Here is a 19,508-nt window from a genome sequence, read left to right as displayed (position 1 = left end):
TGCGTAATATCTGGTCGTGATGCCTTTTTTACTGTTCAGCAATATCTGAATGTGTATCTCGTCTACTTTTTTGGCTATTGGGATAAAAAGAAACATCTTATGCGCCTATTTTTATAAGCCCTTACTGGTATTTAGCGATGATGACTTCGATTTCGTTTTTCTTGACCATTTCTTCTAGACGATTATCAATGAATTCCTTAATTTCGTGATCAATGCCCGGAGAAAAGGCAATGTGGATGCCATAGTTTGGAATGACATTGCTGATGCTCTCGAGCTTATAGTCTTTGTTCGTGAAGCCTAAACGTTTCAAATGGTACTGGAGACGAAGATCCATTTCGACAAAGCCGCCAATGTCTTTGAGTCGGTTGACGACACGAAATGCAGATTGGTGATTTTTAACGCGAACTTCGCTTAATGCACCGCTCTCAATCTCTCCATCAAGCCCTGGATAGTTGAATCCGAGCAATAACACTGCAACTTTACCATCGAGATCTTCGGGGTTCTTGTATGTAAACGTTGAATTCGTGCTGCTGAGTATGCTGTGTTCAACATCAAAGATAGGTTGTATTGAGAGGTTTGCTGATTGCATGTCACCCCACAAAGGGCTGCCGTACGTGACCCAATTTCTGTGTTGATTTGAAGACATTTCTGCCATCATTCGATTAAACGGGTACGTATGGATATCAAGGGTATACTTAGACCCTTCAAGTGCTTTGTATAGAATGTCAGTAATGATACCGTGATGGTTGGTACCCTTATCTTGGATTTGAAAGGGTTCAGCTTGGTCTTGAACGACATAATAGTCGAGCACTTCGCTGGAAGCAGTGTGGCTAAATAAAATCGCAAACACTGCAAATAATAAGGATGTTGCATTGAAATTAGTTTTATCAAACATACGAGTCATTTTATTCATCGTTGGTAATTGTCAGTTTACAGCTATCCTTAAACAGGATGCTTTACTTTTAAGACACTAATAAGCCTAGTCTATGTTGAATAAAAAAGAGAAAGTTCGTCAGCCAGTTAGCATCGCAGCCCGATTAGTGGGCCGAATATTGCTTGTTTGTACCTTGCTGGCCTTTTTAGTGGCCGCATTTGCGCTCTATCTAGATTACAAGTCAAAATCTGAACAGGTACGTGAGCACGCACTATTAATCCAACAAACGGACCTAGCCAGCATTACGAATAGTGTCTGGCAAGAGGACACAAAGCAATTAAGTGTTATCGTTGAAGGCATATTGCGTGATCCAGATGTCTCTTATGTGAAAGTGTTTGATAATGAACGCGTCTTGGCAGAGCAAGGTAGCATTCCAAACACGCCTAAGCTTGCATATCAATGGCCGTTGGTTCACGAGCAATTCGGAAAGAACTATAACCTCGGTTATATGCAGCTCGAAGTGGGCTTGCAGGGCATCTATAACTCTCTCACTGAGCGCTTTGTTATTCTCCTCTTGTTTTTAGGGGGGGCGACCTTGATTCTCGGCGGCTTGGTATTTGCGATTGTGTATGCCGATGTGGTTAAACCGCTCACATGGATCGCTCACAGTGTGACCAAGTTCGACGCTGATCACCTGCCGAAACCGATTAAACAACCTCAACGTGCACTCGGCGAAGAGCTCGTGATTTTGTATGAACAGTACAATGACACCGTTGAAAAAATTCGCGTCTACAACACCGAGCTTAACGACGCAAAAGAACAGGCTGAAGTTGCCAACCAGAAGAAGAGTGAATTTCTCGCTAACATGAGCCATGAAATTCGAACCCCGATGAATGGCATCATTGGTATGGCGTCTTTGTTAAAAGGCACCAAGCTCGATGAAGAACAGCGCGAATTTATAGAGATGCTTGAAACGTCTTCTTTGTCACTTCTTGACATCATCAACGACATTCTCGATTTCTCGAAGATCGAAGCGGGGAAACTCGACCTCGACATCCTTGAACTCAACCTGTTCGAGCTGAACAAAGATATCGAGCATTTATTCAAACTTCGCACGAAAGAAAAAAGCATCGATTTCCGCTGTAATATCGACGAAGTGTTATCGCCGTTGTTGATGGGGGATGCCCCTCGTTTACGCCAAGTCATGATTAACTTGGTCGGAAACGCCGTGAAATTCACAGAGCGAGGCCGTATCGACGTCAATATCCGTTTGGTTGAAGAAGAGGGCGATCGCATCACTGTGTTGTTTGAGGTGTTGGATACCGGTATCGGTATCCCTGAACACAAACAATCCCAAGTCTTTGAGAAGTTCGAGCAAGCAGATGGCAGCATGAGCCGAAACTTTGGCGGAACAGGGCTTGGCCTTGCTATCTCTAGCCAGATTGTTGAACTTATGGGCGGCAGTCTGAAGCTAGAAAGTAAAGAGGGCGTGGGAAGCCGCTTTTTCTTCTCGACCACCTTTGACCGTGCAGAAGCCCCTGAAGCGACACCCATTGATGCACTCATGTTCTCTGATGCCGCGATGCTGCTGGTGGATGACAGCCGTTTAAACATGCGTATTACCAGTGCCCAGTTGAGTAACTTAGGCTGTCAGGTGACGTGTTGTGTGCACCCAGAAGATGCGGAAGGAATGATTGCAGAACGGATTGAAACGTCCAAACCGTTCAAGATTGTCATCCTTGATAAACTGATGCCCGGCACAGACGGTTTCTCCGTTGCCTCTCAGCTGCAAAGCCGCTTCGGTAAGCGCTGTCCTAACATGATCATGATTACGGCAGCACCGGAAGTGCATGACACCGTGAAGCTCGACAGCTTCAATATTCAAGGATACTTATCGCGTCCGTACAAGTTTAACGATTTGAAAAACGTGTTAATACGAATCCTTCGCAGCCAACAGCCGCAGTTGGATGTGGTGCCACTGAAAGAAGCCAGCAATCGTCTGGGTTCAAACACCAACAACACGTATTCAGGTCGTATTTTGGTTGTTGAAGATACCTTGGTGAATCAGCGTGTCACCCAAGCCATGCTAACGCGGTTAGGTGTAGACGTGGTGGTGGCTGAAAACGGGAAGATCGCCGTTGATTTGTGTGAAGCTGAAGCATTCGATCTGATCTTAATGGATTGCCAAATGCCGATCATGGATGGCTACCAAGCCTCTCGTTTGATTCGCGACCACGATCTCGCCCCGCAAACGCCGATTGTCGCCTTAACGGCAAACGCCACGGCACATGACAAAGAAGAATGCTTGAAATCCGGCATGGACGATTACATCGCCAAGCCTGTGAGCAAAGCCAACCTCGAACGTGTCATCAAACTGCACATGCCAGGTGCTTCTGAAGAGCAAGCACAGACGATTTAAGGCGCAAGGTAAGAACGGAGCCGCTTTTCTAAGGGAAGGCGGCTCGTTTTGTTTTTAGGGGGCAATGTTGAGTGGAGTATCAATAGGTTTACTCGCTGCAGGATGTTCAGACGGCCATTGAATCGCTCTGTCTGCTGGATCTTCATTGCGTAAAAATAAAAACGCCTGCATCTGCAGGCGTTTACTTACGCAATATGGTTTCACTTTTTTACTGCATCCCGTTCAAGTTGAACGGCTTCATCCTCAGGGGGAAAGGCAGAAGCGCATGAATGCTTCTGCGAGTCCTCTAAGCGCAACTTATTGAGGTGAATCTGTTTCCCAAGATTTTAGCAGCTCATTGTATGAGATGGTGACACCTTGAGGTTTCTCGTTGGCCAGTTTGGCTTTTGGTGCGCCAGGTTGCTCTAGCCAGTAAGATGCATCGCGTTTGTCGTTAAGCTCAGGACCACATTCGCCTTGCACGTTGGCGCGCTCAAGACGCTGCAGAACGCGGTCTTGTGCTTTTGCCAAGCCATCAAGTGCTTCTTGTGGTGTGCTTTCGCCGTTTGCCGCTTCTGCAATGAATTGCCACCACAGTTGCGCCAGTTTCGGATAATCCGGCACGTTGGTGCCTGTCGGTGTCCACTGAACGCGCGCAGGACTGCGGTAGAATTCAACGAGGCCACCTAACTTGGGTGCAATATCTGTCATCGCTTGCGAGTTGATGTCAGATTCACGAATCGGCGTTAGGCCGACCAGCGTTTTCTTCAACGACACGGTTTTAGACACAGTAAATTGCGCATACAACCAAGCCGCGGCGCGACGTTTAGGGTCGGTGGCCTTCATCAACGTCCAAGAACCTGTGTCTTGATACCCCAATTTCATGCCTTCTTCCCAGTATGGGCCTTTAGGCGACGGTGCCATGCGCCATTTTGGCGTGCCATCTTTGTTCACAACCGCCAAGTTTGCCTTCGTCATGTCGGCGGTGAAGGCGGTGTACCAGAAGATTTGCTGTGCAATCGAACCTTGTGCTGGGACTGGGCCTGCTTCAGAGAACGTCATGCCTTGTGCTTCTGGTGGTGCGTACTTGCGCAGCCAATCCACGTATTTGGTTGTTGCGTAAACCGCCGCTGGGCCGTTAGTGGCGCCCCCGCGTTCCACACTTGAACCAACAGGACGACAGCCTTCCACGCGAATACCCCACTCATCGACAGGTTTGCCGTTTGGAATACCTTTATCGCCTGCGCCTGCCATAGAGAACCATGCATCAGTAAAACGCCAGCCAAGTGAGGGGTCTTTTTTCCCGTAATCCATATGGCCGTAGACGCGTTGACCGTCGATCTCTTTGACATGGATAGAGAAGAATTCTGCGATGTCTTCATAGGCCGACCAGTTCACTGGCACACCCAGCTCGTAGCCGTAAATGTCTTTGAATTGTTTTTTCAAATCATCACGTTCAAACCAGTCAGCACGGAACCAGTAAAGGTTGGCAAACTGCTGATCGGGCAGTTGATAAAGTTTTCCGTCTGGGCCTGTGGTGAACTCGGTGCCGATAAAGTCGCCAATGTCGAGCGTTGGCAAGGTAATGGAGCTGCCTTCTCCTTCCATGTAATCACTAATAGGGAATACTTTACCGTAGCGGAAGTGCGTACCAATCAGATCTGAGTCATTGATGTAGGCGTCGTAGATACTGCGGTTTGATTGCATTTCAGTTTGCAGTTTTTCTACCACGTCGCCCTCTTGAATCAAATCGTGGGTGACTTTAATGCCCGTGATTTCTTCAAAGGCTTTTGCAAGCACTTTGGACTCGTATTCATGGGTGGTAATGGTTTCTGAGACCACTTTGATTTCCATGCCACGAAACGCTTTTGAGGCATTAGTAAACCACGCCATTTCTTCAAGTTGACGTTTGCTGCTCAAGGTAGAAGGGGTGAATTCATCGTTAACCCATTTTTGTGCAGCATCTTTGTATTGGTCTGCTAGCGCACTCGGCGCGAGCAGCATCCCGATTAGGAATCCGAGAGGCGTCCATTGCTTTGATGCAGGTAAGTGCTTCATAGTTTTTAGCTCCTTTAACGTATTTCCCTAACCCCAGCGTAGAACAATCCCAAGCCAAATGATGGAAATCCCGAACGGATACCATATGGCGAGGTCAGTCATACCGATGAAGAAAAGGTGGATATAGGCACTGCTCAGTAGGCCTATAAAGAGTCGATCACCCCGTGTGGTTGTGATAGGCAGAAAGCCTTTGCGAGCAACGCACGGTCGGAGTACTTCGAAAGTGGTCATCACCAGCAAAATGCAGCCGATGGTGAGAAAAAAAAGTGCACTGGGTTGAGTCCAAGCCATCCAATTCATATGATTCTCCTTAAACGCGTCCCAACGCGAATCCTTTAGCAACGTGATTGCGCACGAACCAAATCACCAGCAGTCCTGGCACAATGGTCAGTACACCTGCGGCAGCGAGTACGCCCCAATCGATACCTGATGCACTGACGGTGCGCGTCATGGTGGCAACAATGGGCTTGGCGTTAACGGATGTCAGTGTTCTGGCGAGCAAGAGCTCGACCCAACTGAACATGAAACAGAAGAACGCCGTTACGCCGATACCAGAGCGGATCATGGGAATGAAAATACGACCAAAGAACCGCGGGAAACTGTAGCCATCGATATAAGCTGTTTCGTCAATCTCTTTGGGCACACCGGACATGAAGCCTTCTAAAATCCAGACCGCAAGCGGTACGTTAAACAGGCAGTGGGCGAGTGCGACCGCTATGTGCGTATCAAACAAGCCAACCGAACTGTATAGCTGGAAGAAAGGCAACAGGAAGACGGCAGGTGGTGCCATTCTATTGGTGAGTAACCAGAAGAACAGGTGTTTGTCGCCCACGAAGCGGTAGCGCGAAAACGCGTACGCGGCAGGTAAGGCAACAGCCAGTGACAGCAAGGTATTGATGGTCACGTAGGTCAGCGAGTTCAAATACCCTGAATACCAACTTGGATCTGAGAAAATGATCGCGTAGTTCGCCAGCGTTGGCGATTGCGGCCAAAAGGTGAGTCCGCCCAGAATTTCTTCATTGGTTTTGAAAGACATCATCAGCAACCAATAAATCGGCAGCATTAAGAAGATGATATAGGCAATAAGGCCAAGCGTTTTTTTCTGCATCGTTTAGCTCCTATTGTCCATGCTGGTCATGGCGGTGTAGAACAACCAACTCACCAACAAGATGATCAAGAAATAGATGATTGAGAACGCTGCCGCAGGGCCCAAATCGAACTGGCCCACGGCCATTTTCGTGAGGGTTTGCGACAAGAAGGTGGTGGAGTTACCCGGACCGCCACCGGTGAGAACAAAGGGTTCGGTGTAGATCATGAAACTGTCCATAAAGCGCAGTAAGACGCCGAGTAGCAACACGCTTTTCAGCTTGGGCAGTTGGATGTGGCGGAACACTGCCCAGTTAGATGCGCGGTCAATTTTCGCGGCTTGATAATACACATCAGGAATGGCGCGAAGGCCGGAGTAGCAAAGCAGGGCAACCAATGATGTCCAGTGCCATACATCCATCACCAACACAGTGACCCACGCATCAACAGGGTCAGAGGCATAGTTGTAGCTCACGCCGATGCTGTTTAAGAACCAGCCCAGTAAACCAATGTCGGCGCGGCCAAAGATCTGCCAAATGGTCCCGACCACGTTCCAAGGAATCAGCAGTGGCACGGCGAGTACGATGAGCACCAGTGAGGCTTTTAAGCCACGCGCAGGCATAGTGAGTGCCACGGCGATCCCTAACGGAATTTCAATCGCGAGGACACAGAAAGAATAAATAAACTGCCGTACCAGCGAATCGTGTAGGCGTGGGTCATTCAGGATTTCTCGATACCATTCCGTGCCAACAAAATAGGCGGTGTTTTGGTCGAAGATATCTTGAATCGAGTAGTTCACCACCGTCATCAGCGGGATGATGGCGGAGAAGGCAACCAGCAAGAACACGGGGAGCACGAGCCACCACGCGTGATTGTTTTCGGTTTTAGTCTGCATGAGGCGCTCCTTGCTCTGCCGATACCGCGTCTAAGGAAATGGGTTCTCCCGTGAGGTATTCGTCGATGTAGAGCTTTAGCCATTGGGCGGGAAAGCTGATCCATGTGTGTTCTTTCGGCACGGGCGTTTCTTCATCAATGCGCAATTTGAGCGGAATGCTGCCAAATTTCACTGTGATGATTTTGTAGGTGCCGAGGTCTTCCACGTATTGCACGGGCACTTGCCACGCTTCATCGCGGGCGTCTTGCCATAAATGTACAAATTCAGGGCGAATGCCGACTTTGATGTTGTCGCTGGATGATGCGTCGAGCGCATGGGTTTGTTCATCCGTTAGCGGTATAAGCTTGCCTTCAAATTCCACGCCATTTTTGCTGCGGGTTACGGGCAGCAAATTCATGCCTGGGCTACCAATGAAGTAACCGACAAATGTGTGGTTGGGGGATTCGAAAAGCTCGCGAGGCGATCCAAATTGCACAATCGCGCCGTCATACATCACGGCGATTTCTTCCGCGAACGTGGCGGCTTCAAGCTGATCATGGGTGACATAGACCATGGTGATATGAAGTTGTTCATGGATTTGGCGTAGCTTACGGCGCAATTTCCATTTGAGCTGTGGGTCGATCACTGTCAAAGGTTCATCGAACAAAATGGCGGATACATCTTCACGCACAAGACCGCGGCCCATGGACACTTTTTGTTTTTCATCGGCGGTCAGGTTACTGGCGCGTTTGTTCAACACTGGCGTGAGCTCAAGCAGTTCAGCGACTTCACTGACGCGTGAACGCACCTTGGCCTCTGGTGTTTTCATGTTACGCAACGGAAAAGCGAGGTTATCTGCCACTGTCATGGTGTCGTACACCACAGGGAACTGGAACACCTGGGCGATGTTACGTTCTTGCGGAGCAAGGTGACTCACATCCTGCTTATCGAACACCACTTTGCCTTCTGATGGGGTAAGCAAGCCTGAGATGATGTTTAGCATGGTGCTTTTGCCACAGCCTGACGGGCCTAGCAGTGCATAGGCACCGCCATTTCGCCATGTGTGAGTCATCCTTCGGATTGCGTAATCATTCGCGCCGCTCGGTGAGGGCATGTACGAATGTGCGAGAGATTCTAAGACGATTTCAGCCATACATACTCCTTAGCGATAACGGGCGGATTGAATGAGGTTTTGTGTACTGTCGAACACATACAACTTGTGTGTTGGCACATAGATGCTGATGCGCTGATCCACTTGATAGTCATGCACCCCCGGTAAATGAAGCACCATGCCAACGTCGCGGTTTCGTACATGAAGAAAGGTTTCGCTGCCGCTGATCTCTGCCAGTTCAACCTCGACAGAAAGCTCGAGATCGTCGTCATTGTGGGGAACAAGGCTGAGGTGATTGGGGCGAATGCCAAACTGATATTCCCCTTCCTCTAACTCACTGAGAACGGTGTTTACAGGGAAGTGAATGTGTTCAGCAAAGGACACATTCCCGTCAGCAATGTGGCCGTTGATCATGTTAATGGGCGGTTCACCGAACAACTCTGCGCTCGTGACAGAAGAAGGGTGGTGGTACACCTCGGCGGTTGGGCCAGATTGAATCACCTTTCCTTCATGCATTAGCACCACATTGCCTCCGAGCGCGAGCGCTTCGTTGGGTTCTGTCGTGGCGTAGACGGCAATGGTATTTCTGGTCGCAAACAACTCGCGCATTTCTTGGCGAAGTTCTTCACGCAGCTTGTAGTCAAGGTTCACAAGCGGTTCATCAAACAAAATAAGGTCAGCATTTTTTACCAAGGCTCTCGCCATGGCGGTGCGTTGCTGTTGGCCCCCAGAGAGTTCAAGGGGAAGACGGTGAAGAAACTGTTCGATGTGGAGCATCTCTGCGGTTTCTTGCACGCGTTCACGGATGACGGAATCTGGGTGTTTTTCTAAACGTAACGGTGAGGCGATGTTTTCAAACACGGACAGGTTGGGGTAGTTGATGAATTGCTGGTAAACCATGGAGACATTGCGGTGCCGAACAGGCACACCTGTCATGTCTTGGCTGTTAAATAACACACGCCCGGTGGTGGGTTTGTCTAGCCCAGCCATCAATCGCATTAAGCTGGTTTTACCTGCCAAGGTCCTTCCAAGAAGGACATTAAATGAGCCGGGTTCAAGAGTCAGATTGATCTCTTCTAGCCAGCTTTCGTTGTTGTTGATCCTTGTGACGTTCTCTAGCGCTAAGGACATGAACACTCCCTGATCTAATCGTTACCAATCGTGGCATTGAGCCGTGCGATGTCTCGTCAGTGAAAAAACAGCGGAATTTTCCCTTTTACTTTCGTTTCTGTGTTTTTCGTGATGCTCGTTCTCTGACAGACGCCATACATTGGCTTTTAAAATATTCATCATGACATACGCCAGAAGTGTGCCAACAATTGACACCTTCTTATCTCATTGAAAATATTAGGTTAAAAATAAATGTGAGCGCTGTCACTGTGCATTTTGTGCGCAAGAAACTGTTGACTGTTAACACTATGTGAACAATGCTTAACGACCATGCAACGTTTTCGAACGCTCAAAAAAGAAGGGTGGATGAGCGATATGGCTCACACGCACGATGAAGTCATTCAGGCATCTTGGCACCGATGCCGGTCTTTCGGGCTGACACCAAAATCGTCTCCGGAAATCATTCAACTCAATCGCGGTGATTGGCAAGATGCCAAAGCGCGCGCCAATGATTTGATTGCGACCACGCAAGAACAAGTCTTGCCTTACTATGAAAATATTCTGGTTAACAGTAACAGTTTGGTGCTGTTGGCTGACCATGAAGGCACGCTGCTGAGTCAGTGGGGACGCCCTGGTTTTGTTGGGCAAATGGACAAGCATTTGTTCGAGAACGGCACCAGTTGGCAGGAAAAATACAACGGCACAAATGCGGTAGGCACGGCGATACAAACGGGCGAATCAGTGGTGGTGGGGCGAGATGAGCACTTTTTGATTGCGAATCGCTACATGACGGCCTCAGCTGCCCCTATTTATAACAGTGATCGCCGTTTGGTCGGTGTGCTCAATATTTCTTCCGACGCGTATCTGCCTACTTCCCATGTTAACGGCATGGTAAAAGTGATGACGCAAGCGGTGGAGAACCAGCTCATCATTGCAACGTATCGTCAGCACAATCACATGCTGATCTTCAACACCAGCAGCGATAACTTAGACAGCCAGTGGGCGGGGATGCTGGTGTTCAATGACGAAGGCATGATCATTGCGGCAAACCGACGGGCTGATTTGTTGGTAGGACAGGCCTTGCGAGGGCTATCTATTGATCTGGTGACAGGCATTTCGGCATTGCACTTGTCGGTGCATCCTGAAAACCAAACACTTTCTTTTATCGGCTTACCTAAATACCGTTTGTTTGCGACGGTGAAACATCCTCAAGTGGCGCATATTCCACGAGTGACCACACCTGCTGCGTTTTCACACACCAAGTTGAATGTTGCCGCGTCATCGCCTGCGAGCAAGGCACCCTCTTCTACATCAGCACGTATCCTGCCCATGCTTGATTTGGGCGATGGCAAAATGCACCGTGCGATCCGCCAAGCGCAAAGTGTGGTGAACAGCGATATTCCTCTGGTCATACAAGGCGAAACGGGTGTCGGTAAAGAAGTGTTTGCACAGGCTGTGCATGCCACCTCTGAACGAGCATCAGAAAACTTAGTCGCTGTTAACTGTGCGGCCATTCCCGCTGAGTTAGTTGAGTCTGAACTGTTTGGCTATGTGAAAGGGGCGTTTACGGGGGCAAGTGCCAAAGGCAGTTTAGGCTACATTCGTCAAGCTGACGGTGGCACCCTTTTTCTTGATGAAATTGGTGATATGCCGCTTCACGTGCAAGCGCGTTTATTGCGTGTGCTACAAGAGAAATCCGTCACCCCGCTGGGCAGCACTGACAGTTACCCCGTCGATTTTCGCATTGTGTGTGCAACGCACCAATCCTTGCGTGATGCCGTCGCCAGTAAACAATTTCGAGACGATCTTTATTACCGTGTAAATGGGTTAACCCTGTTTTTACCTTCGCTTCGTGAACGCACAGATTTGCGAGAGCTTGTCGCAGAGTTGTTGATGTCACTGTCGGATCAAGGTGCATCTCCTATGATCAGCGATGACGTAATGTCTCTCTTCCAAGCGCACCCTTGGCCGGGAAACATTCGTCAATTGGTGAACGTACTTCGCGTAGCGCTGGCATTGTCTGATGGTGATGTGATCACTCGACACCATTTGTCGGATGACTTCTTTCTCGACTTACAATCGAACGAACGCACGTTTGCTGAAATCGCTACCATTGATAAGGCCGAGCGGAAAGCGGTGATTCATAATGATGAATCCACCGACAGCCTCGGTAATGATGTTGTTAAGCCACTTTCCTCTCAATACTCCCCGCAGCCCATGATTCCTTCACGTTGGCAAGACACGTTACCGGCGTTATTTCATTCAACAGAAGGGAACATTTCCAAAATTGCACAAATAACAGGTGTAAGTCGTAATACTGTTTATAAGCGGCTTAGACAGTTAGGGTTAAAATAGATTGTCTAGTATGTCATCAATTTGTGCCGATTAATTGCGTGTAGCACAGTGTATTCCCGAAATATAAGTGTGTTCTTTTTACTTTAATTGTGAATCCACTCGCAATTAGTGTTTAGTGCTGTATTTATAAAGTTGAGCAAATTTTAAACAGAATCACATCCTGCTTCATGGAATAAACAGGTCGGATAAGTGACTCCATATGAATATTAGTGAGTTTTTTGTCTCACTTCTGTGACTTGTTATGCGTTATTTATGTTCTAGGCACACTGCTGCTATTTGTGTAAAAAGTGAACATATTATTCCGTATCCTTTGTATTTTGTAAATATTTGTATCATTGCTCCTGTGTTTCACCGATGTTAATTTTTATTCCGCAACATCTTTGCAAACGGAATGAATAATAAATACAGGAACGTATTGTATGAATAAGAAAATTTTAGCAGTAGCAATTCCAGCAGTACTTTTGGCAAGCAATGTAAGCGCGTATGAAGTATTTAGCAGCGACGAAGGTTCAGTAGAAGTATACGGTCAGCTCCGCGCGAAATTGACGAAAGATGAAGGCAAAGATATTAAATTAGACGACGGCAGTTCTCGTGCTGGCGTTAATGCAACATATACAGTGAATGAATATTTTGATGTGCTAGGTGCCATTGAATATAGCCTGGCAGACGAATTTAAAAACCGTTACAGCTATATTGGTGCGAGCGGTGACTGGGGTAAAGTGACCCTTGGTAAACAATACCTGACAGCAGATGATCTGTGGGGTGTTGATAATTCATACTTCTACGGTGGTTCACACATCGTTGAGGGTACGATTTCAGGCGGTAAGCACGATAGCTCAGTGCGTTACATTTTTGAAAATGATGACTTCTATGTCGATGCGAGCTACGCCTTCGCTGAAGACGATGCAAACCCTGAAGTGTTCGAGTTGTTTGGTCGTGTAAATGTCGCAGGTTTTGATGTCACTGCCGGTGTGTCTCAAGCAACACAAGGGCACGCAGCATTTGACGGTGTGCCAGCGGGTGAACTTGAAGATTTCTACCACACGCTATGGGTAGAGCGCACGTTTGGTGACTTAAGTGTTGGTGTCCAATACGCATCAAGCAAAATCGAGAGTGATGCGGTTAACATGGAACTGGATCGCACGGGTTACGGCCTAGCGCTAAGCTACGGTCTGTCAGAGAAATCGTCTGTATACGGTGGTTACGAATTCAGTGAGTACGATGTGAAAGACGCCGCCTCTTCCGTGCTTGAAAGCAACGATGCAACACTGGTTTACCTTGGTGCAGTGCATAAATTCAATTCGTTCTTCCGCGTTTACGGTGAAGCAGCATACGCAGACGGTACAACCGCAGGTTTCACGAACAACAAAAACGATTGGACGGTAGCTGCAGGCGCAACCGCTGACAGCGAAATGAAGTATGCCATCGGTGCACGTGTTTACTGGTAATCCCTGCCATTAACACGCTTTAACTTCCCCTTGCCTTTCAAAGCCTGACGAACGTCAGGCTTTTCTCGTTATATCACGGTGCTTTTTTCCACGAACACAATTCAGTGGAGAAACAGCAGGCAACAAAAAAGGAGGCTAAGCCTCCTTTTAGATATTCTTTACGTTGAAGAAAGCGGCGTCTTATTTGCCTTCTTTTTCCAAACGGGTCAGCTCTTTGATCTGACGGCTGATTTCACGACGTTCTTTTGAAATCTCAGCACTCTTGATGATGTGGTCATCAACGCGATCTTCATAGTCGGCTTTCATGTTTTTCACGATTTCAACGATTTCATCGTGTGTCATTTCTGGCTGAATGTAATCAAGCATGTTCTCAAGCAGGGTGACACGCTTTTGGTTATCGCGAATTTTTTTCTCGTTGTCCTGAATTTCCCGCTTCAGTTTGTTCTTGCGACGTGAGAATTTCACGATTTCGAATACGTTACTCATAGGTCTATAGCCTTCTATGTGTGATCCTGACGAAATTAAACCACATTGACAGGCTTGGAAACAGTCTTTTGATCAAGGAAAAGGCAGGAATTTGCTTTGCTGGTTTGGGTTTGTAGCACAGGTCTACTCATAGCAAATAGAGATTGGCGAGGTTGATGATAAAGGTATCGATAAATTTACCCCTAAGCATACGGTTTACGTTTAGGGGTACAAATGAAAGTAAATTACTCCACCGTGCCTTCTAAGCGCACAGAGTCACTTTCGGTTTTTAGTCTCGCACCGCGCAGCATGGCATTGACTAACTCGGTGGCATCGAACTTGGTTAAGGCTTCGTGAGCGCCGACTTGGTGGGCGCGGTCAACACTGATTTCACTAGAAAGAGACGTATGAAGGATCAGATAAGCTTCTGCCAGCGGCTCATTGCTTCGAATTTCAAACGCTAATTCGTAGCCATCGATGCCAGGCATCTCAATATCGCTCACCACAATGTCGAAAGGTCGGCCATGTGCTGCTGAGTCTTTCATTTTTTCTAGCGCATCGAGCCCATTTGAACTGACTTCATAAGGGATGTTGATACTGTCGAGTGCTTCGGAGAGTTGTCGTCTCGCCAAGCTACTGTCATCAATCAAAATGATGTGCATAGGCTTGAGCTTTTCACGATCCACATCCGCAAGAACGGGGTGGAGCTTGTCGGCTGAGGTTGGGAAAATCTTCGACATCACCAATTCAACGTCGAGCAGCTGTACAATTTTTTTATCGACGTTCATCACACCGGTTAGGAATGCGCGTGACCCCAAAGATTCCGGGGGCGGGGTGATGTTTCGCCAATCACATTCACTGATCTTTTCAATGGCACGCACTAAAAATCCCACCACCCGACGTTGACAATCGGTGATGATAATAAAGCAGTTTTTGTATTCGTCTTTTTCTATCGGCTGATACCCAACGGCTTTCGCCATATCGATAACGGGTGTCGTGATCCCTCGAATATTGGCGGTACCCACAACCGTGTGGTGAGAGCCGGGTAATGCGGTAAGCGGACAAAAAGGGACGATTTCGCGCACTTTCAATGTACCGATTGCAAATGTCTGCGTCGCAGACAATCTAAAGAGCAACATTCCCTGAGATTCATTGGCTTTGCTTTTCATTTCAGCGCCTGTAGTCGACAGTTGAACCGTTCTAATACTTTTCTAATTGTAGCGCTAGATTACAAGGATAACACCTCGGTTGTGCCTGTTTGTGGGAACAAACTTTCAGTGCTGATGGTGGAAAATCATAGTGTGAACAAGAAATGACCAAAATGCTCTATGTTGCATATGGTGTGGCTTTGCGCATCAATGCTTCGCTTTATCCCGAGAGTTTTCCTACTATTATTGTTGAAATGATAAATAGCACGCTAATTGCGCCAAGACCTGATGCGACTGACAGATGAATGTGTTTTACTGGCTGAAACCAGAAGCATAGTTAACTGTCACCATTTGGTGAATGAAAATGGCGAAGAGTACGATGACGAGTATTTTAGATTCTGTAGATTCACGAACCCGCTTAGTCGGGGAGAACAGGCTTGAGCTGCTTATTTTTCAGCTAGGGACTCGGCAGCTTTTTGCGATTAACGTATTCAAAGTTCGTGAAGTACTCAAAGTACCGCATCTAAACCAAATGCCGGGTGCTCATCCAAAAATCAGCGGTGTCGCTACCATTCGTGGAAACTCGATTCCAGTCATTGATATGCGTCAGTCCATCGGGTTTCGCCCCTTGGGCAAAGATCAGCGAGCAAACCTGATTGTGACGGAATATAACCGTTCGATTCAGGCTTTTCTGGTTGGCGAAGTGGTGTATATCAAGAACATGGGGTGGGATGAAATCATGGAGCCGCCGAGCACAGGGCACGGCAACTACCTCACGGCGATCAGCAAACTTGAGCATGAAGGCGAAGCGAGGCTGATTGAAATCATCGATGTTGAAAAAGTGCTGGCCGAAATCGTGTCTTACGACATTGGTATATCGGAAGACGTGCTGGACGGTGACTTGTCGTCGCATTTGGCCGGTCAGAAAGTACTGATCGTTGATGATTCATCGACCGCGCGTACGCAAGTGAGAGAAACGCTGGCGCAGCTCGGCATTGAATGTATTGAGAAGAAAAACGGCGCTCAGGCGTTAGCCACGCTAAAAGCGTGGTGTGATGAAGGCAAGAACGTGACCGATGAGATTCTAATGATGATCACGGATGCAGAGATGCCGGAAATGGACGGCTACAAGCTGACTTCTGAAGTGCGTGCAGATGCACGAATGAGCCACTTATATGTGGCTTTGAACACCTCGCTCAGTGGCAGTTTTAACGAAGCCATGGTTGAGAAAGTAGGGTGTGATCGGTTTGTATCGAAATTCCAACCCGATCTCTTGGTTGATGTGGTGCAAACCCGTATGCGCCAAGCATTAGAAACGGGGAAATAACGCGCGTTTCCCGTCACTTTTCTACCCTGTTTTTGCCCTAGGCTAACGGCCTTAGGGCAGCACCTTCGCCGTTATTTACCATTCTAGGATGAGATGCCTGTTTGTCGAATTTGAGCACTGTGCATTTTGTGAGCAATCAAGGCAATGAGCGTGTGCTTGAATCTTCTCGATGTTACCAAAAACTTATTCACTTTTTCTGTGGATAACCCAGTTGATGTTGTGAGACCGTGTCTATCTCAAACTTGAGAATATGGGCGATACAGCCGGATCATCAATGATTGGTCATAAATTGTTCAGTGCGCTTTCTATCTGAAGATAATGACATTTTTTGTTTCTGATTTAATGGATAAATTCGTTACACTAAGCTGCCGCATAGGATGACAAAAGCGAATAAATGCGGCTTGCATGATTGCTGTGAGATGACGAATGTTTGGAGTACACATTGATCTCTGTAGAGAAATATGAGGGGTTAACCGCACGGATCGCGCTGATTAATGAAGAAGTAAAACGACAGGACGTCGAATTCTATCTTTTTGTGCCCGGAGAACTGAATTTCTCCAATAAAGTGTTAAGCGAGGACGCGTTTTACAACACAGTCCTTTCAAACACGCGTACCTATTTTACATCTCAACACCACCTTCCTTTGGTGCATTCTCGCCTTGCTAGCCGGGACAAATTCCCATCGGACAAATACCGCGTAAGCTTGAGCTTGTATGCTTATCAATATGCGTTGTCGCTAGAAAAAACCACACACCGATTCTTTGATACGGTTGCCGATGTTGAAGAAGCTGAAGCGGTTGAACAGCTTGAATACATCACGGACATGGCGGTTGAGATTTTGCGTCGTTTGCGCCGTTATGTGCCAAAAGAAGACAGCCTGATTAAGTACTACAACAATATCGATAACTACCTGTCTTGGCTCACAGAGCAGCGCTTCTTGTCGTTGGTGGCGCACATGCCACGTAGCGCAGCATTTAAACCGATCAGAGAACAGTTGATAGCCTTTGTAGAGTCAGAGTCGGCGTACCGCATTCAGCAAAACTACAACTCAGACAAAGCACAGGTTGACTCTACCCGCATGGTGAACAAAATGCGTCTTGCTCGCCGACTGATCGAATACCCCGTTACCATCCGTCAGAAAGACGTGGTGCTGGGGCAGAACCTGAACAAGTTAGCGAAAGGCGCAGCGGCAGGTCTCGTGATGATATTTGTCACCGTGGCAATCATCCGCATGCGCAGCTTCTTGGGTGAGATTACCCTGTCGTTCGCCCTCGCAATGGCGGGTTTGTATGCGCTCAGGGAGATCTTTAAAGATGATTTGCGTGATGTGCTTTGGCGTTTCATTCGCCGTGGCCGTCCGAAATGGCGTAAATTATTCACTGATCCCACATCCGGCCAGCGTATCGGCAGCCAGTTAGAATGGCTGGATTACATCGCCTTCGACAAGATCCCTGATGACGTGCGCAAAATGCGTAAAGGCAAATTGCGTCAGCGTGAAGAATCCGTGGTTCGCATGAAGATGCTCACCAACATGTCCACCACCAAGTTCCTCAGTGGTTATGACATGACACGAGAAGTGTGGCGCATGGATTTTCGTCCTTTTTCACGCCTCATGGCACGCGGTAAAGAACGTTACTACGCATTGAGCGACGGACAAGTCACGCGTGAATCCATCGATAAACGCCACCAGTTCAACTTGATCTCAAAACAGAAAAACCCAGACGGTACCATCACCTTACAACGCTGGAAAATAACGGTTAACCGCTCCAAAGTTGTCGACGTTGAAGAAGTGTTTGGTTAATACCGCCGAGAAGGCAGAGAAAAGACAAAACCACCGATAATGGTGGTTTTGTTGTTTCTTTCTCTTCGTAGCAATTCGGCCGTAAGGGTGAGTGTATGTGAAAACGAGTTTTGGGTGAAAAATTCGCCCAAACCCGTGTCAGGCCGATCAGTTCTGGCACATTTATGCCCCTTTCCTTGTTAGCGAAAGCTAGCTTCATCATTCTCACATCGAGAGTTTCCCATAGATTTTCTAATGCTATTCGTGAAGTGTGTGGAAATCCCCCACTTTGTCGTGTTTTCTCGTTCGTGATTTTGTGGGGTATGATGATACTCTATACAAAACAGTCGCTTATGCTAAGTAAAAGTGTCCGGCGGCTGCGCAAAAAATCCCAAAGTGAGGTGTTTGAATACCCCACTTTGGGATCTAATAAATTGTTATACCTTGCATGACCACCATTAGGATTAATTGTAGAGATTTAGAATGTTCAAAAAGAAACCAAAAGAACATGCCAATGTAGATACTAAGCAAGTTATCAGTATAAATAATGTTGAGCCGTACAAAAAGCCAATGGTTTTTCTTTTCGATGTTGAAGAGGCAGTCGTCGAAACGTTAAAGGATCTACGCTTCAACAGTTTCGAAGGAAGCTTCGGTTCTATAATACAAGTAAATAATAGAAACCATGAGGAAAAACTTCTAAAGCTTAATCATGACTATCCAGCAAACCTACATGAGTTTGATATTGTAATGCTGGACATGACAAAGAATAAGTCTGAAAGCTATGATCCCAGCCAACATCAACTGATGAACACATCAGGGAATACTGCTCATGTCTTATTGAGCACATATCCAGAGCAGGTATTCGATCCACGTCCCCTCACCATTAATATTGTTTCTAAGGATCTAAATGATCTTTTTGAAAAGAAGTCTGTAATTATTGCGTTTTGTGGATCTGAGCATACTTCAGAATACCAGTTTGTAGAAATTACGAGTCGTGGAGCAAGCATAACCGGTCGAGAAAATCTGTCTAGTTTTAGGTTTTATCAGAATCTTCCTAGTTATAAATCTCGTAATGGGCGAAAAGTAAAACTGCCAGAGAAACATTCCAAGTTATCGCCACTATTTATAAAACATCTAGTGAATAGCCACCGACTTGATAGACACCCCTGAGTTAGACATTATGACTAACAGAGAGGTGTTTATGAGTGGTAAGAGATTTCCAGAAGAATTCAAAATTGAAGCGGTAAAGCAGGTCACCGAAAAAGGCCACCGTGTCGCGGATGTTGCCCATCGTTTAGGGACAACAACGCACAGCCTATATGCGTGGATAAAACGCTACGGCCCTGATGCTTCTCATCATCAAGCCAAGTCTGATGAAAGCGAAGAAATTCGTCGCCTCAAAAAGGAGCTGAAACGCGTCACAGAAGAGCGCGACATATTGAAAAAAGCCGCGGTGTACTTCGCAAGCCAGTCC

At 47.2% G+C, this 19,508-nt stretch carries 15 protein-coding genes and 1 pseudogene; 7 read left to right on the top strand and 9 right to left on the bottom strand.

Annotated features, from left to right (window positions below; translation table 11 throughout):
- Positions 1-121: 121 nt before the first annotated feature.
- A complete protein-coding gene (locus BM082_RS09890) occupies positions 122-904 on the bottom strand; it encodes a substrate-binding periplasmic protein (protein ID WP_241810524.1) in 783 nt (260 codons plus the stop codon).
- Between the two features lie 82 nt (positions 905-986).
- Here BM082_RS09890 and BM082_RS09885 point away from each other — a divergent pair, with 82 nt between their 5' ends.
- Positions 987-3,293, top strand: a complete 2,307-nt coding sequence (locus BM082_RS09885) for a response regulator (RefSeq protein WP_017008344.1) — start codon at positions 987-989, stop codon at positions 3,291-3,293.
- Between the two features lie 297 nt (positions 3,294-3,590).
- Here BM082_RS09885 and BM082_RS09880 read toward each other — a convergent pair whose 3' ends face one another.
- From BM082_RS09880 to BM082_RS09855, 6 genes are read right to left on the bottom strand one after another with little or no spacing between them, the layout of a single operon-like run.
- The gene (locus BM082_RS09880) at positions 3,591-5,330 is read right to left on the bottom strand and encodes an ABC transporter substrate-binding protein (RefSeq protein WP_017015169.1); all 1,740 of its coding nucleotides are present in this window, start codon (positions 5,328-5,330) and stop codon (positions 3,591-3,593) included.
- 27 nt (positions 5,331-5,357) lie between these two features.
- Positions 5,358-5,630, bottom strand: coding sequence for a DUF2160 domain-containing protein (locus BM082_RS09875; protein ID WP_017007711.1), 273 nt, complete (start codon positions 5,628-5,630; stop codon positions 5,358-5,360).
- 10 nt (positions 5,631-5,640) lie between these two features.
- On the bottom strand, positions 5,641-6,438 hold the full coding sequence (locus tag BM082_RS09870; RefSeq protein ID WP_017007712.1) for a carbohydrate ABC transporter permease: 798 nt from the start codon (positions 6,436-6,438) through the stop codon (positions 5,641-5,643).
- 3 nt (positions 6,439-6,441) lie between these two features.
- Positions 6,442-7,311 carry a carbohydrate ABC transporter permease gene (locus BM082_RS09865; RefSeq protein WP_017007713.1) on the bottom strand — a complete coding sequence of 290 codons (870 nt, stop codon included), beginning with the start codon at positions 7,309-7,311 and terminating at the stop codon, positions 6,442-6,444.
- Complete coding sequence (locus BM082_RS09860) at positions 7,301-8,443, bottom strand: ABC transporter ATP-binding protein (RefSeq protein ID WP_017015170.1); 1,143 nt, start codon at positions 8,441-8,443, stop codon at positions 7,301-7,303. Before BM082_RS09860 ends, BM082_RS09865 begins: the two co-directional genes overlap by 11 nt.
- Positions 8,444-8,452: 9 nt before the next feature.
- Complete coding sequence (locus BM082_RS09855; protein WP_017007715.1) at positions 8,453-9,532, bottom strand: ABC transporter ATP-binding protein; 1,080 nt, start codon at positions 9,530-9,532, stop codon at positions 8,453-8,455.
- Positions 9,533-9,877: 345 nt separating this feature from the next.
- Between BM082_RS09855 and BM082_RS09850 the strand changes: the two genes are divergently transcribed.
- Both BM082_RS09850 and BM082_RS09845 read left to right on the top strand, forming a co-directional pair.
- Positions 9,878-11,866, top strand: coding sequence for a sigma-54-dependent Fis family transcriptional regulator (locus BM082_RS09850; RefSeq protein ID WP_244275984.1), 1,989 nt, complete (start codon positions 9,878-9,880; stop codon positions 11,864-11,866).
- 419 nt (positions 11,867-12,285) lie between these two features.
- Positions 12,286-13,314: a porin gene (locus BM082_RS09845; RefSeq protein WP_074926795.1), complete on the top strand. Its 1,029-nt coding sequence runs from the start codon at positions 12,286-12,288 to the stop codon at positions 13,312-13,314.
- A gap of 180 nt (positions 13,315-13,494) precedes the next feature.
- On the opposite strand, the gene BM082_RS09840 is transcribed toward BM082_RS09845, so the two are convergent.
- Both BM082_RS09840 and BM082_RS09835 read right to left on the bottom strand, forming a co-directional pair.
- Positions 13,495-13,800 (bottom strand): DUF496 family protein, encoded by a 306-nt coding sequence (locus BM082_RS09840; RefSeq protein WP_017007718.1) that lies wholly within the window; start codon positions 13,798-13,800, stop codon positions 13,495-13,497.
- Positions 13,801-14,024: 224 nt separating this feature from the next.
- Positions 14,025-14,948 carry a chemotaxis protein gene (locus BM082_RS09835; protein ID WP_074926793.1) on the bottom strand — a complete coding sequence of 308 codons (924 nt, stop codon included), beginning with the start codon at positions 14,946-14,948 and terminating at the stop codon, positions 14,025-14,027.
- A gap of 358 nt (positions 14,949-15,306) precedes the next feature.
- Between BM082_RS09835 and BM082_RS09830 the strand changes: the two genes are divergently transcribed.
- The 4 genes and pseudogenes from BM082_RS09830 to BM082_RS09815 all read left to right on the top strand — a co-directional run.
- On the top strand, positions 15,307-16,254 hold the full coding sequence (locus BM082_RS09830; protein ID WP_017007720.1) for a chemotaxis protein CheV: 948 nt from the start codon (positions 15,307-15,309) through the stop codon (positions 16,252-16,254).
- A 442-nt stretch (positions 16,255-16,696) separates the two neighbouring features.
- Positions 16,697-18,055: a hypothetical protein gene (locus tag BM082_RS09825; protein ID WP_017016261.1), complete on the top strand. Its 1,359-nt coding sequence runs from the start codon at positions 16,697-16,699 to the stop codon at positions 18,053-18,055.
- A 462-nt stretch (positions 18,056-18,517) separates the two neighbouring features.
- Positions 18,518-19,204 (top strand): hypothetical protein, encoded by a 687-nt coding sequence (locus tag BM082_RS09820; RefSeq protein ID WP_074926791.1) that lies wholly within the window; start codon positions 18,518-18,520, stop codon positions 19,202-19,204.
- Positions 19,205-19,235: 31 nt separating this feature from the next.
- Positions 19,236-19,508, top strand: a pseudogene (locus tag BM082_RS09815) (transposase); the annotation flags it as partial.

This window comes from Enterovibrio norvegicus DSM 15893 (genome assembly GCF_900115495.1).
Taxonomy (GTDB): Bacteria; Pseudomonadota; Gammaproteobacteria; order Enterobacterales; family Vibrionaceae; genus Enterovibrio; species Enterovibrio norvegicus.
This window is presented reverse-complemented; position numbering and strand designations above follow the sequence as displayed.